The sequence below is a fragment of the Nocardia sp. NPDC003269 genome (genome assembly GCF_042888005.1).
Taxonomy (GTDB): domain Bacteria; phylum Actinomycetota; class Actinomycetes; order Mycobacteriales; family Mycobacteriaceae; genus Nocardia.
On sequence record NZ_JBIAPA010000002.1, the window covers coordinates 277,675 to 289,667 of the forward strand.

Sequence of the window (11,993 nt, forward strand, 5' to 3'; positions counted from 1 at the left end):
CTGGGACGCACCGGTCCCGGTGGTCGTTCGCCGCGGCCGACGCCGGGCTCACCGAGTGGCCTCGCCCAGCGTCTTCCACCAGGTCGCGCCGAGCAGCATCGTCATCGCGGCGGCCCGGCCGGGCCCGATTCCGTGCTCGGCGGCCACCTTGCGCGCGGCCGGGATCTGGGCGAGGTGCGCGCCGACGCTGAGCGCCAGGTCGATCCAGAACGCGAGCTTCGCCAGCCGGGACCGGAACGGCCGCACGATTCCGAGGACCACGTAGGCCCAGCCGAGCACCGGGACCGTCCGCAGGGCGAGCACGGTCGCCTTGCTCGGGGCCTGCGCCGTCGTCGCGCGATGGCGCGCCTGAGTCTGCTGCGGTGCGGTCACCGTCCACCTCTCCTTGTTTCCGTTCGCTGTCGACACGGCGTGCGTGGTCATCACCGCACCCCCGGCCCACGGTAGGTCACGGCCGCGGCGGTCGGCCCGCCGTCGGCGGCGACGAACAGCAGCGGCCGGTCGACGAGCCCGGCGTCCCGCGCCGCCACGTAGGCGGCGGTGAGCGCGGAGGTGTGCGCGTCGCCGGCGAAGTCGTCGGTGATCACGGTGCCGATGCCGAGTTCGGCGGCCAGCTCGGTGGCGAACTCGGGGGTCGGCCTGCCGCACACCAGGACCACCCGCGCGGCGTCGAGATCGTCGGCCGCCAGGGCTTCGCGGGCCGCGACCGCCGCGTGCTCGACGAGTTCGGCGGTGCCGGTGCCGAGTTCGACGGTCAGAGCCGAACGCCCGGTCGCGCCCATCGCCGACAGCGTCACGTAGCCCTGCGGATCGGGCAGCGCGTCACCGGCGCTCACGTGCACACCGCCGAAACCGGCTGCGGCGGAGGAGTTCTCGAGCACGAGTGCCGCGCCGACCGGCTCGAACGGGAAGTCCGCGTCCGCCCGCATCGACGGATGCGCGTCACCGGAGACGACGACCACGTGTCCGGTGGGCAGGTCGGCCAGCAGCGAGGTGGCCACGCCGACGGCGTTGACCAGGCCGCACGCGCCGTTCATCAGGTCGAACGACAGGCAGGGCACGTCACCGGGCCGGTACTCCAGGCCGATGCCTGCCGCCTGCTGGATGAGCGCGGCCACCGCCGGTTCGACGAGGTTCGCGTCGCGGTAGACCCCGACATTGATCAGCGCGTCGACCTGTTCCGGCGGACATCCGGCGGCGGTCAGCGCGGCGCCGGCGGCGGCCGCCGCCTGACCCACCGAGCTGACGCCACCGGTCTGTGTGACGGCCGAAGAAATGATGATTCCCATACTGTCCTATACCCGCAGATCGCCGATTGTCACCGACAAGAACCCGGCGACCACTCCGGACGCGGCGGGCACCAGCAGCACCTTGGACCCCGGGGCGATCAGGCCCTGCCGCAGCGCGTCGTGCAGCACCACGAAGTGCGAGGTCGACGCGGTGTTGCCGTAGCGATCCAGCACGGCCAGCTTCGGCGGCATCGGGGAGTCGAACTCGCGCTCGGCGATCTTGTCGATCAATTCGACCGCGGGACCGCTGAATTGGTGATGGATCAGGTAGTCGTAGCCCTCGGCGGCGAAGTCGGAGCCACGGGCGGCGAGGAATTCGCGCTGCCGCGAGGTCCACAGCAGGTACCTGGACTCGTTGTGCATCGCGCGATTGTCGGTGTAGAGCGCGACGCCGGGACCCTGGTCGCTCGGCATGCCGAGGCACAGCTTCGCGAAGGCGGCGCTGGTGTTGAGTTCCACGTAGTCCAGGCCGGGGCCGTCGGTGGCGTCGAGGACCACGGCCGCGCCCGCGTCACCGACGGTGAGCGAGGCGAACTGCGGGTCGTACTTCTGCGCGATCTCGCGCACCGCGGTGTCGGAGATCGGGGTGATGCACTCGCCGGAGACCACCAGGCCCCTGCGGACCGCGCCGGAGCGAATCATCCGGTCCAGCAACAGGACTCCGGTCATCATGCCCGCGCACGCGTTGGACACGTCGAAGTGGATCGCCCGGTGCGCGCCGAGCTCGGAGCGCAGCATCAGCGCGAAGGACGGCTCGAGACAGAAGTCCTCGCCGCGGGTGCGGGTGATCGAGCAGGAGATGATCACATCCAGCTCGGCGGCCGCGTACCGGGAATTCGCCAGTGCCTCGCGCGCGGCGGCGAGGGCGATGCTGAACGAATCCTCCGGCCTGCCCTCGGCGTCGACGCCGCGCACCCGCCGCGCCGCCACCCCGCTGACCTTCTCCAGATCCAGCGGCGCGTCGATGGCCAGCTTGCTCATCAGCTCGGCCGTGGTCACCTCGCGGGCGGGCAGATACGCGCCGACGGCCTCGATTGTGGATTTCACCATGTGCTTGTTCACTTCCGAATATCGCGCGATGCACCGTCCTCCATCAACGCATCTCGCCGATCCTAGTCACAGACCTTCACTATTCGGTCACGCTCAACTAGATTGTGCCGGGGTGTGGAGTGCTGCCCGACGCCATGAACTCACCCTACTCGCCGCAGGTCAGCCCTGGTTGCCCGGCGTGCTGCTGCTGGGCCGGATCGCGCGCCCGATCCGCAAGGTCCCCAAACTCGGCTGGTTCGTTGCCGATCCGCTGGTCGCGCGCCAGATCTACAACGACAGCACGCACTTCAGCATCGTCTCCGAGGGCGCCGCCGGGCACTGGTGGGCGCAGGTCATCGGCGACTGGGTCGAGGACCTGTTCGAAGGACCAGGCCACACCGAGCTGCGGACCAAGGTGCGCGACCTGTTCACCCTCACTCACACCGATGCGCTCGTGCAGCGTGTCATCGGTCCTGACCTGCGGGATCTGCGCGATCGGCTGGCCGGGGGCGAGACCGTCGACATCGCCGCGCGCGCCCAGATCCTGGTCGGGCGCAGTGTGTCCGACCTGGTCGGGATGCGTCCGGAGGACATCGCCGCGGCGATCGGCGGCGACCCCACCGACAACCTGGACGCGCTGTTCCTGCGGCTGTTCCATCACGTCGAGGAGCTGGTCAACCTCGGTTTCGGCACCATGGCCTCGACGACGCTCGACCCCGTGGCGGTGGCCCGCGCCAAGGAGCTGGCCGGGCAGCTGGCTGTCAATGTCCCTTCCGCCTACGCGCGCGCGGACCCGGACACCACGCTGGGGCGCTGCCGCGAACTCGGTCTCGACGTCGAGCACGCGGCCGGGCTGGCCATCCTGATGGCCGTGGCGGGCACCGACACCCTGGCCAGCGCCATGACCAGGATGGTCGCGATCATGCACGACACCGGCGAGCACCGGGCCCTGCTCGCCGCGCCCGAGCGGCTGCCCGACGCGGTGCGCGAGACGCTGCGGGTGACCAGTCCGGCCTATCTGGTCGGGCGCTCGGTCACCGCCGACGTGCGCGTCGCCGACCGCGAGCTGCGGGCCGGCGAGCACGTCAAGATCCTGACCTGGACGATCAACAACGCGGTCGGCGAGTTCAGCGTGCACCGCGACTACGTCCCCGAGACCCGCCAGCTCTGGTTCGGCGGCGGGCGCCATCTGTGCCTGGGCGCCCAGCTCGTCCACTCCGAGCTGACCGCGTTGCTCTCGGCGCTCACCGCGGCGGGCAGGCCGTGGGAGATCGTCGAGCGCCGCTACCGGCGCAAGGTCTTCATCCCCACCTACGAGACGCTGCGCATCCGGCTCGCGGACTGACGACAGCACGAAGGCCCCGTCCGGTGGACGGGGCCTTCGCGGTGGGTACTACTGGTTTTCCGGGGCGTTGATCCGGTTGCTGAAGCCGATGCCGATCGCGATCGCGGCGGGCACGCCGGTGATCACCAGACCGGCGGCGGCGCCCAGCGGGATGCCGACCGCGCCACCGGCGAGGCAGCCGGCGATACCGGTCGCGCCACCGAGGGCGAGCACCGGGATGCCCAGGATCAGGCCGCCCGCGGCGCCGATCGCGCAGCCCGCGACGCCACCGACGAGGGTGCCGACCAGGGTACCGATGGCGGTGACGATGCCGAATTGGGTGGCGGCGGCGCTCACGGCGTCGTCGAAGGCGTCCTGCCGGACGACGTCCTTGAGCACGGTCGACGGCCGGGCCGAGGCCGCCTCGGTGCGCGGGGTGAGCACGGCGCGGGTGCCGTCGATGGCGGCGTCGATCGGGTACTCGAGGTCGTTGAGCGTGTACGCGAGCGGGAACCCGACCACGACGTTGCCCTGCTCGTCGCGGACCTGGAACTGGCCGTTCTCGCTGGCCAGCGAGCCGGCGTCGGTCTCGACGACGACCGAGTCGCCCTCGATGCCGGTCTTCCAGTTGATGCCGGGCAGCACCTGGTTCACGCCCTGGCTCACCCCGTCGAGGAAGGCGGGAACGGGCGCCGGGGCGGGCGCGGCGTGCGAGGTGCCGGTGGCGATACCGAGCGCGGCGATGACAAGTGCGGAGGTTGCGGCAACCTTGCGGATCTTCATGAATGCAGTCTTTCCCTCAATGGCAATGCTCCCGGAGGAGCGCAGGCCCTCGATCGAGCACCCATGAACAAGTGTCCAACTCAATGTTGCTGAGATGTAACTTAAAATGTCATAAGAACCCAAAACGGACAGTGATCTGCGTCATCGCGCGCGAATGACGTTTGCCGAGTGGAACTTTCATTCGGAATTTGTCATCGTGATCTGGAACACGTCATTGTCGGACGTGCTGCACCGCCGCCGGAACGAGCTGGAGCCGCCGCGAGAGATCGGAGGCGAAGACCTGCTCGGGATCGGCCAGGTCGCGCACCCGCCGCCATTCGGCCAGGCGGGGGTACATCGCCGCGATCGTCTCCGGCGCGGTCCGCGAGTCCTTGGCGAAGTACAGCCGCCCGCCCGCGACCAGCACCCGTTCGTCGAGCTCCCGGCAGAACCGGTCGAGACCGGCGGCGATGGGGAAGTCCAAGCTCAGCATGTATCCGGGGTGCGGCCAGGACAGCGGCGCCGGGTTGCTCGGACCCATCCGCTTGAACACGTTGAGGAACGAGTGGTGCCCCGACTCGGCGATGGCCTGCACCGCGCGGGCGAGCTGCTGCTCGGCGCCGAACGGCATCGAGAACTGGTACTGCAGGAAGCCGCGCCTGCCGTAGGCGCGATTCCATTCGCCGAGCAGATCCAGCGGGTGATAGAACTGCGTCAGATTCTGGATCCGGCCGCGCGCCCGCCGCGGGAACATGCGATGCGCCGCCTCGGCCGCGATGCGCGTCGTGACACTGTTGACCATCCCGTTCGGAAAGATATCGGGCACAGTGAACAATTGCGGTGCATCGAAATTCAACGGTTTGCTGCGGAGTTTCACCGGCAGCTGGTCCAGCGTCGCGAGCGAGCCACGGCTGAACCCGGCGCGGCCGAGTTTCGCGCCCGTGGAAATGGTGTCCGGCACCGACATCGAATAGTCGTAGCCGTCGTCGGACCCGCCGGTCAGCAGTGCCATCGTCTCGTCGAGATCGCGGGTGCGGTCGTTGTCGACGAAGAAGTACGCGGTCTCGGTGTGCTTCAACCGGATTCGCGCCCCGGTGACGATGCCGGTCAGCCCCATGCCGCCGACGGTCGCCCAGAACAGCTCGGACCCGGGGCCCGTCGGCGTCAGCGTCCGCACCGAACCGTCGGCGGTGAGCAGGTCCAGCGACACCACGTGATTGCCGAAGCTGCCCTGCGAATGATGGTTCTTGCCATGGATATCCGACCCGATGGCCCCACCGACCGTCACCTGCCGGGTGCCGGGCAGCACCGGAACCCAGAGTCCGTGCGGCAGCGCGCGCCGCATCAGGGTGTCGAGGCTGACCCCGGCGTCCACATCGACGATCCCGCTGTCGGGATCGATGCTGTGGATACGGTCCAGGGCGGTCATGTCGACGACCAGCCCGCCGCCGTTCTGCGCCGGATCGCCGTAACTGCGGCCCAGTCCGCGCGCGATCACCCCGCGCGGGCCCGCCGTGCGCACCCGCTCGGCGATCACGCCGAGATCAGGTGTGCGCAATACCTCGGCGACGGTCGGCGCGGTGCGTCCCCACCCACTCAGACTGCGCCGCTCGGTCTCGGAATTCCCCTGCGTGAAAGTCACGGGAGCACGCTAAGCCGCGTTGCTGAGGACAGCCTGAGGCTTCAGTCGAACAGTCGCCGGGCTGGGAGGCGGTTGATCGGACCATGCCTTTGGTGCAACCGCCCCGCGACACTGTCGATCGCGCCGATATTGTTCAACGCCCAGGGCGTGGTGCGCGCCGGTCATGCCGGAGTTCGGTGGGTCATGCTGGTCTGCCACGTGCGGACAGCAACTCCGGTCGAGGACTAAACTGAACGTCGTCATGGGAGAGCCACGCACACTGGACGGATCGCCGGTCGAGCTCGGTCGGCGCGCGATCGGCGACGTCGAAATCGCCGCCTGGGCCCAGCGATTCGACCTGCTCTCCGACCCGAACCGCCTGGAGATCCTGCTGTGCCTGCACCGCACCCCCGGCATCAGCGTCGGTGAACTGGCCGCCGCCATCGGCCGCACCGAGAACGCGATCTCCCAGGCCCTGCGCGTCCTGCGCCAGGAAGGCTGCGTCGCCTCCAGTCGGGAGGGCCGCACGGTCACCAACCGCCTGACCGACCCGATCATCCACGAAATCCTGCACACCATCGGCGCCAAACACGCCTGACGCCGACGGCGAGAAGTGTGGCAGCTCAGGGGAATTCGGCGACGACCTGGTAGAGGGCAGGGTTGGCGCTCGCGACTTGGCGGGCCTGGTCGACCGACGCGACGACGGTGGGGTTCAGACCGGCGGCCTCACAGGCCTCGGCGCTGTCCCAGTGCGCGACATTCACCAGCTGGAAGCGGGAGTCGGGCAGCAGGGCGCGGTGCAGTCGGACGTCACGGAAGCCGGGGGCGGTGCGCATCAGGGCGACGCGCTCGCGCCACTGGTCGACGAAGGCGTCGACGTCGGCGGCGGGGACTTCGATGACATTGATGAAGGTGACACCCTGGTCGGTCATATCGATTCTCTCTTTCAGCTCGCGGATCCGGGGCGGACGATCATGAGGACGACGACCGCCGTCCAGAGCAGGTTGTAGATGCCGGCCAGCATCGACAGCGTCTTCAGGCGCTTGCCCTCGTCGGGGGTGTCGAGGGCCTGGCGCTGGAGTGGGTGGATCTGCACCGCGAGCAGGCCGCCCGCGATGGCGGTGGTGATCATGGCGACGGTGATCCAGATTTCGTTCATCCGGCCCTGGAGGGTGGCCAGGACGATGCCGATCACCGGGACGATGATCGCGAGTTTGGCGTAGTTGCCGGTGATCCGGTGCAGGGCGACCGCCACCGAGCGGCTGCGCACCGAGTCGGGATCGGGGCCGCCCGCCGCGACCGGGGCGTAGCGGGGGAACAGGCTGGTCGCGACCGCCGAGCCCCCGACGAAGACGATGCCCGCGACCACGTGCACGGACAGCAAGAGATGTTCCACCTGTCGACTCCCTCCGACCTTCAATGTGGCTGAAGCTTAGCTCGAGTTTCAACAACATTGAAGGTCGGCTGGGTCACGTCCGGTGGGAACGCTGGTCAGGCGGGCGACGCGCCGGTGAACGCGGCGACGATGGCCGCGCCGACGCGCCGCTGAATCGGGTCGGCGTCGGGTCCGAAGAGCTGAGTGTCGACCTGGGTCACCACTTTTCGCGCCTCACCGAGCAGCCGGGTGCCCGCCTCGGTGAGCTCGATCGCCGAGGCCGATCCGGCGCGCGCGGTGCGGTCCTGCACCAGCCCGGCCGCGACCAGCGACTTCACCGCGGTGTGCACGCTCTGCACGCTCGTCCCCGACATCCGCGCCAGCTCGCTGAACGACGCCCCCGGCACGCCGTTGATGTGCCCGAGGAGCCCGAGCCTGGCGACCGTGAGGTCCAGCGGCGCCAGCCCGGCGCTCAGTTCGGCCTCGACCCGGCGCGACAGCGTGATCACCAGGATGGTCGGGCTCATCGCCGGTGGCCGGGGGCGCGGGTTCTCGGTGGTCACCCGGTCATTTTCGCGTACGCGCCCGCGCCCGGCGGGGACAGGCCGGGCGCGGGCGCGCCGGATCAGATACCGGAGCGGATCATGCCCTTGCAGCGCATGAGGAATTCGGCCAGGTAGCCGTCGTGCGGAACGCCGGGCCGCAGCCAGGTGGTGGGATTGTCGCCGAGGTAGAGATTGGTGATGGTCGGCTCGGTCAGCAGGGCGTCGACCAGATCCGCGCGGGTGGTCATCGCCGTCAGCACCAGCGTGTCGCGCAGGGGCGCGATGCCGTCCGCGGGCTGCCACGGCCCCACCCAGACGCACGGGAAGGCCAGTTCGACCCCGAGTTGCGGCGCGGTCGCGGTGTCGACCAGGTGCACGGCCGGGCGCAGCACCGCACCGCCGGAGGGGAGTTCGTCGACGATGGTGTCGCCGCCGAGCAGTGGTATCGCCGTGCCCGCGACCTCGTGCAGGTACTCGTCGATCGCCGTCACCGTCGGCAGCGGCTGCACGGTGAGGATGGCGTCGGGATGGTCGGCGGGCAGGCTCGGGATGCGCTCCAGGCGCTCGGCCAGCGCGCGGGCCACCGGTTCCGGGTCGCCTTCGACCAGCACCCCGGTGGTGCAGGTGCAGGCGGTGCCGCCCAGATGACTCACCGAATCGGCGATCACGTCGATCCGCTCCCGCCAGTCCACGTCGGCGGTGATCAGGATCTTGGACCGGCCGGGGCCCTGGGTGAGCACCCGCGAGCTCGTGCCGTACTTGTCGACCACGTCCTGACCGCCGTAGACGATCGCGTAGTCGGCCTCGGCGATGATCACGTCGGCGGCGGCGTAGTCGGTGGGCAGCAGGGTGATCGTCGCGGGCGGGAACCCCGCCATCCGCAGCGCGCTCACCAGGCGGAACGCGGTGAACGGCTCGCGTGCCGATGGCCGGACGACGACCTTGTAGCCCAGCGCCAGCGCCTCCGGCCAGAGCCCGTGCACCGCCGGGGTGTTGCCCGCCGCGTGCACCGCGAAGACGTCGCCCTTGCGCACCCACACGCCCGCGCCCTCGCGGGTGCGTTCGTCGGACCATTCCGCGACGGCGCCCTGTGGCATCGCCGAAGCCAGTGTGTCGCTTTGCGAGCGCAGGACCTCGGCGACCCACTCGGCCGACTGGCGCACCACCTGCTGGGGCACCCCGGACACGGTCGAGACGATCCGGATGTACTCCTCGGGATCGAGCCCGCCGATGGTGGCGGTGCTGAACAGCTCGGCGGCCTTCGCCATGAGCGCGAAGCGTTCGGCGGCCGGGACGGTCGGCGCCGCCCGCATGGCGGCGATCGCGCGCCGGACGAACAGGGCCGGAACCTGGCCCAGCTCACCGACTTCGGTGCCGTCCAAGGCGGTGATCGGAATGCGCTGCCTGGCGTGATACGCGCCGGCGGGCCCGAGGGCGTCGATCTCGATCATCAGTACACCCCCTCGATGACGGACTTGTCGGCGAAGGTCTGCACCGGGCGCACATCGGCGACCGCGCAGCCCAGCGTGCCCGGCGCCGGCTCGGCGCGCAGCGCGGTGTCGCGCTCCAGATTGTTCGGCAGCAGCGCGTATTTGGTGAGGTGGTTCATCACGACCTGGCCGCGCTCGCCGTCGGCGACGTCGTCACCGGTGGCCGGATCGACCACCCGGAACGCGATGTAGGGGCTCGGCGTGTCGAACACGGCCAGCCCGTCCGCGCGCTCGACATCGCGCTCGCGCGACATGCCGAGGATGGTGGTGCTGCCGTAGAGGCCCTTGAGCGGGATGCCGGGAAAGACCTCCTGCCGCAGGATGTCCCTGGTGTCGGCGTCCATGTGCGCGCCGCTCCAGCACAGGAACTTCACCTGCTTGCGGACCGCGTCGACCAGCTCCTCGCGCCGGGCCAGCCGCTCGAGCAGCGGCGGGGTCGCGATGAGGATGCCGACCGACTGGGTGGTCAGGATGGCGGCGGCCTGGTCGATCAGGTGCTCGGCGTAGAGGTCGGCGCCGTCGGTGTCACCGGAGCCGATCAGGTGCTTGATCCAGCGCGGGTCCAGGTCGACGGTGAACTTCACGCCGTGGTGCCTGCGGGCGCGCCGGGACGCGAACTCCCCGAACATGTGTGGGCCGCTGGGTGCGATGGCCAGGGTGTTCGTGGTCCCGAGGTCGGCGTAGTGGTGCTCGTCCCAGGACAGCGCGAACTCCATCCAGCGCTCGAACATCACGAACCGCTTCGGCGCGCCGGTGGTCCCGCCGCTCTCGAAGATCCCGGCGATCTCCCGATCCGCGCCGCGCAGCCCGCGCGGGATCAGATCCTCCACCGCGACGTCGCGGAACTCGTCGATCACGTTGGGGAACAGGCGCAGATCGTCGAAGGTCCGCACGTCGGTCCGTGGATCGAAGTCGAGCTCCGCGGCCCGCCGTAACCAGTACGGACTCCCGGTGTCGGCACCGAAATGCCAGCTCATCAAGGCCTGGACGTAGTCGTCGGGATCGATGTCGACAGCGTCCAGGTCGAGGATGTCGGAACACATGGCACGGCCTCCGAGGCTCGCAAAAGATGGGCGTTTTGCGAGGTTCATCGTTCCGCGCCGGAGGCCGTGCGAGCCCACGGCGGCGCCCACGTCGATCAGACGATAGGAACGTCCATGGTCCGCCGGTGGATCAGGCGGGGAGGGCGGGGATCGTGCGGGCGTGGGTGATCTCGGGGGAGACCGTGACGATGTCGCAGGCGGCGAGTAACCGGTGGGGGATGTCGGCGCCCAGGTGGGTGAGGTCGGGGGTGACCACGGCGGCGGCCTCGGTGGTGGTCACCACGTCGAGCAGGCGGCCGAGCGGATCCATGGTGCGGTCGCTGAAGACGACGGTCTTGGTGAAGCGGTAGCCGAGTCGTTCGGCTAGGGAACGGATCTGCGTTTCGTCCCAGGATTGGGCGACACCCGAGATGTCGCGGCGCAGATAACCGATCGCCGGTGGCTTCATGGGGGAGACGCTACCGGCGCCGGGTGTCCGTTGCCGGGAACGCGAACCAACGTGAGTCGAATTCGCAATCTGAATGAGACTCATTTCGGATTTCGATCCGCCGGGGTGCCGCTGCGTGATCTACTGCTCGCCAACTCGGGCGATGGAACGCCTCGACGAAGATGTCGAGGGCGCCCGGTGTACGTGGGAGACAACGATGGTGGACAGAAGAGTGCAGCGGGTAGCCGGTTCGATGGCCGCGTTCGCGGTGGCGGCCGGATTCGCGGTGGCGGCGATGCCCGCGACGGCCTCGGCCGCGCCGGGAACGATCACCTGGAACGACGGGAACAGCAAGTTCACCCGGACGGTGTCCAACACCAACCCGGTCGTCGGCGACACCGTGACCGTGACGACGAAGTTCGAGCGCACCGGCATCCCGGTCGAATACATCTACAACATCAAGGACCTGCACCCGGCGTGCCTGACCCCGGTCGCAGGCTCGGCCAAGATGGGCGGTGACCAGGTCCAGCTCGACACCTCGTCCTCGGACTGGGTGCGCGCCGAATTCGGCATCACCAAGTACCCGGTGTACCCGAACATCGAGCCGAAGTCGCAGACCTTCGAGGTGCAGTACAAGGTAGGCGTGAACTGCGCCCGCGACACCCCGCTGCCGACCTCCATGCACTACGGCGGTTCGCTCGGCGACGGCACCTACCAGGGCAAGGGCCCGAACATCACGGTGTCCAGCGACGCCGTGTCGAGCACTGTGCTCACCGACGTGACCGGCGCGCAGGTCGGCAAGGCCGTCACGCTGGAGGCCAGCGTCTCGCCCGCGGCGGCGGGCGGCACCGTCCAGTTCAAGGCGGGCGACAACGTCCTCGGTGACATCCCGGTCGCCGCGAACGGCAAGGCCACGATCGTGTGGACGCCGGGCGCCGCGGGTGCCTACACCATCGGCGCGACGTTCTCCGGCCGCAGCGGCGTGGCCAGCTCGTCGACCACCAAGGTGGTCACCGTGGCCGACGTGCCGACCGATCCCGGCCCGGGTGACGGCGGCGGTACCGGCACCGGATCCTTCGGGTTCTGAG

14 protein-coding genes are annotated in these 11,993 nt (G+C 69.6%); 3 read left to right on the forward strand and 11 right to left on the reverse strand.

Annotation, left to right across the window (positions count from 1 at the left end):
• Positions 1–48: 48 nt before the first annotated feature.
• The 3 genes from ACFYWJ_RS11975 to ACFYWJ_RS11985 are packed head-to-tail and all read right to left on the reverse strand — an operon-like array spanning position 49 to position 2,339.
• On the reverse strand, positions 49–372 hold the full coding sequence (locus ACFYWJ_RS11975) for a hypothetical protein (RefSeq protein ID WP_355276108.1): 324 nt from the start codon (positions 370–372) through the stop codon (positions 49–51).
• Between the two features lie 50 nt (positions 373–422).
• Positions 423–1,289, reverse strand: a complete 867-nt coding sequence (locus tag ACFYWJ_RS11980; protein ID WP_355276106.1) for a hypothetical protein — start codon at positions 1,287–1,289, stop codon at positions 423–425.
• A gap of 6 nt (positions 1,290–1,295) precedes the next feature.
• Positions 1,296–2,339: a 3-oxoacyl-[acyl-carrier-protein] synthase III C-terminal domain-containing protein gene (locus ACFYWJ_RS11985; protein ID WP_355276105.1), complete on the reverse strand. Its 1,044-nt coding sequence runs from the start codon at positions 2,337–2,339 to the stop codon at positions 1,296–1,298.
• A 112-nt stretch (positions 2,340–2,451) separates the two neighbouring features.
• On the opposite strand from ACFYWJ_RS11985, the gene ACFYWJ_RS11990 reads away from it, so the two are divergent.
• Positions 2,452–3,663: a cytochrome P450 gene (locus tag ACFYWJ_RS11990; RefSeq protein ID WP_355276103.1), complete on the forward strand. Its 1,212-nt coding sequence runs from the start codon at positions 2,452–2,454 to the stop codon at positions 3,661–3,663.
• A gap of 48 nt (positions 3,664–3,711) precedes the next feature.
• Here ACFYWJ_RS11990 and ACFYWJ_RS11995 read toward each other — a convergent pair whose 3' ends face one another.
• Together ACFYWJ_RS11995 and ACFYWJ_RS12000 are read right to left on the reverse strand one after the other, a co-directional pair.
• Positions 3,712–4,425, reverse strand: a complete 714-nt coding sequence (locus ACFYWJ_RS11995; RefSeq protein WP_355276101.1) for a hypothetical protein — start codon at positions 4,423–4,425, stop codon at positions 3,712–3,714.
• A gap of 211 nt (positions 4,426–4,636) precedes the next feature.
• Positions 4,637–6,046: an FAD-binding oxidoreductase gene (locus ACFYWJ_RS12000; RefSeq protein ID WP_355276100.1), complete on the reverse strand. Its 1,410-nt coding sequence runs from the start codon at positions 6,044–6,046 to the stop codon at positions 4,637–4,639.
• A 241-nt stretch (positions 6,047–6,287) separates the two neighbouring features.
• Between ACFYWJ_RS12000 and ACFYWJ_RS12005 the strand changes: the two genes are divergently transcribed.
• Entirely contained in the window at positions 6,288–6,623 is a 336-nt protein-coding gene (locus ACFYWJ_RS12005; RefSeq protein ID WP_355276098.1) for a metalloregulator ArsR/SmtB family transcription factor, read from the forward strand.
• A 25-nt stretch (positions 6,624–6,648) separates the two neighbouring features.
• On the opposite strand, the gene ACFYWJ_RS12010 is transcribed toward ACFYWJ_RS12005, so the two are convergent.
• The 6 genes from ACFYWJ_RS12010 to ACFYWJ_RS12035 all read right to left on the reverse strand — a co-directional run bounded on the left by ACFYWJ_RS12010 (position 6,649) and on the right by ACFYWJ_RS12035 (position 10,926).
• Positions 6,649–6,957, reverse strand: a complete 309-nt coding sequence (locus ACFYWJ_RS12010; protein ID WP_355276097.1) for an antibiotic biosynthesis monooxygenase family protein — start codon at positions 6,955–6,957, stop codon at positions 6,649–6,651.
• Between the two features lie 14 nt (positions 6,958–6,971).
• Positions 6,972–7,421, reverse strand: a complete 450-nt coding sequence (locus ACFYWJ_RS12015) for a hypothetical protein (protein ID WP_355276095.1) — start codon at positions 7,419–7,421, stop codon at positions 6,972–6,974.
• A 95-nt stretch (positions 7,422–7,516) separates the two neighbouring features.
• Complete coding sequence (locus tag ACFYWJ_RS12020; RefSeq protein WP_355276094.1) at positions 7,517–7,963, reverse strand: MarR family winged helix-turn-helix transcriptional regulator; 447 nt, start codon at positions 7,961–7,963, stop codon at positions 7,517–7,519.
• 62 nt (positions 7,964–8,025) lie between these two features.
• Positions 8,026–9,396, reverse strand: a complete 1,371-nt coding sequence (locus tag ACFYWJ_RS12025; RefSeq protein WP_355276092.1) for an aldehyde dehydrogenase family protein — start codon at positions 9,394–9,396, stop codon at positions 8,026–8,028.
• Positions 9,396–10,478 carry an AMP-binding protein gene (locus ACFYWJ_RS12030; RefSeq protein ID WP_355276091.1) on the reverse strand — a complete coding sequence of 361 codons (1,083 nt, stop codon included), beginning with the start codon at positions 10,476–10,478 and terminating at the stop codon, positions 9,396–9,398. Before ACFYWJ_RS12030 ends, ACFYWJ_RS12025 begins: the two co-directional genes overlap by 1 nt.
• 130 nt (positions 10,479–10,608) lie before the next feature.
• Positions 10,609–10,926 (reverse strand): hypothetical protein, encoded by a 318-nt coding sequence (locus tag ACFYWJ_RS12035; RefSeq protein ID WP_355276089.1) that lies wholly within the window; start codon positions 10,924–10,926, stop codon positions 10,609–10,611.
• A 196-nt stretch (positions 10,927–11,122) separates the two neighbouring features.
• On the opposite strand from ACFYWJ_RS12035, the gene ACFYWJ_RS12040 reads away from it, so the two are divergent.
• A complete protein-coding gene (locus tag ACFYWJ_RS12040; RefSeq protein WP_355276088.1) occupies positions 11,123–11,992 on the forward strand; it encodes an Ig-like domain-containing protein in 870 nt (289 codons plus the stop codon).
• The last annotated feature ends 1 nt before the right edge of the window (position 11,993 follow it).

Coding starts and splice junctions, on each gene's coding strand:
- ACFYWJ_RS11980 (WP_355276106.1), bottom strand. CDS start 1,289: ATGGGAATCATCATTTCTTCGGCCGTCACACAGACCGGTGGCGTCAGC.
- ACFYWJ_RS11985 (WP_355276105.1), bottom strand. CDS start 2,339: ATGGTGAAATCCACAATCGAGGCCGTCGGCGCGTATCTGCCCGCCCGC.
- ACFYWJ_RS11995 (WP_355276101.1), bottom strand. CDS start 4,425: ATGAAGATCCGCAAGGTTGCCGCAACCTCCGCACTTGTCATCGCCGCG.
- ACFYWJ_RS12005 (WP_355276098.1), top strand. CDS start 6,288: ATGGGAGAGCCACGCACACTGGACGGATCGCCGGTCGAGCTCGGTCGG.
- ACFYWJ_RS12010 (WP_355276097.1), bottom strand. CDS start 6,957: ATGACCGACCAGGGTGTCACCTTCATCAATGTCATCGAAGTCCCCGCC.
- ACFYWJ_RS12025 (WP_355276092.1), bottom strand. CDS start 9,396: ATGATCGAGATCGACGCCCTCGGGCCCGCCGGCGCGTATCACGCCAGG.
- ACFYWJ_RS12030 (WP_355276091.1), bottom strand. CDS start 10,478: ATGTGTTCCGACATCCTCGACCTGGACGCTGTCGACATCGATCCCGAC.
- ACFYWJ_RS12035 (WP_355276089.1), bottom strand. CDS start 10,926: ATGAAGCCACCGGCGATCGGTTATCTGCGCCGCGACATCTCGGGTGTC.
- ACFYWJ_RS12040 (WP_355276088.1), top strand. CDS start 11,123: ATGGTGGACAGAAGAGTGCAGCGGGTAGCCGGTTCGATGGCCGCGTTC.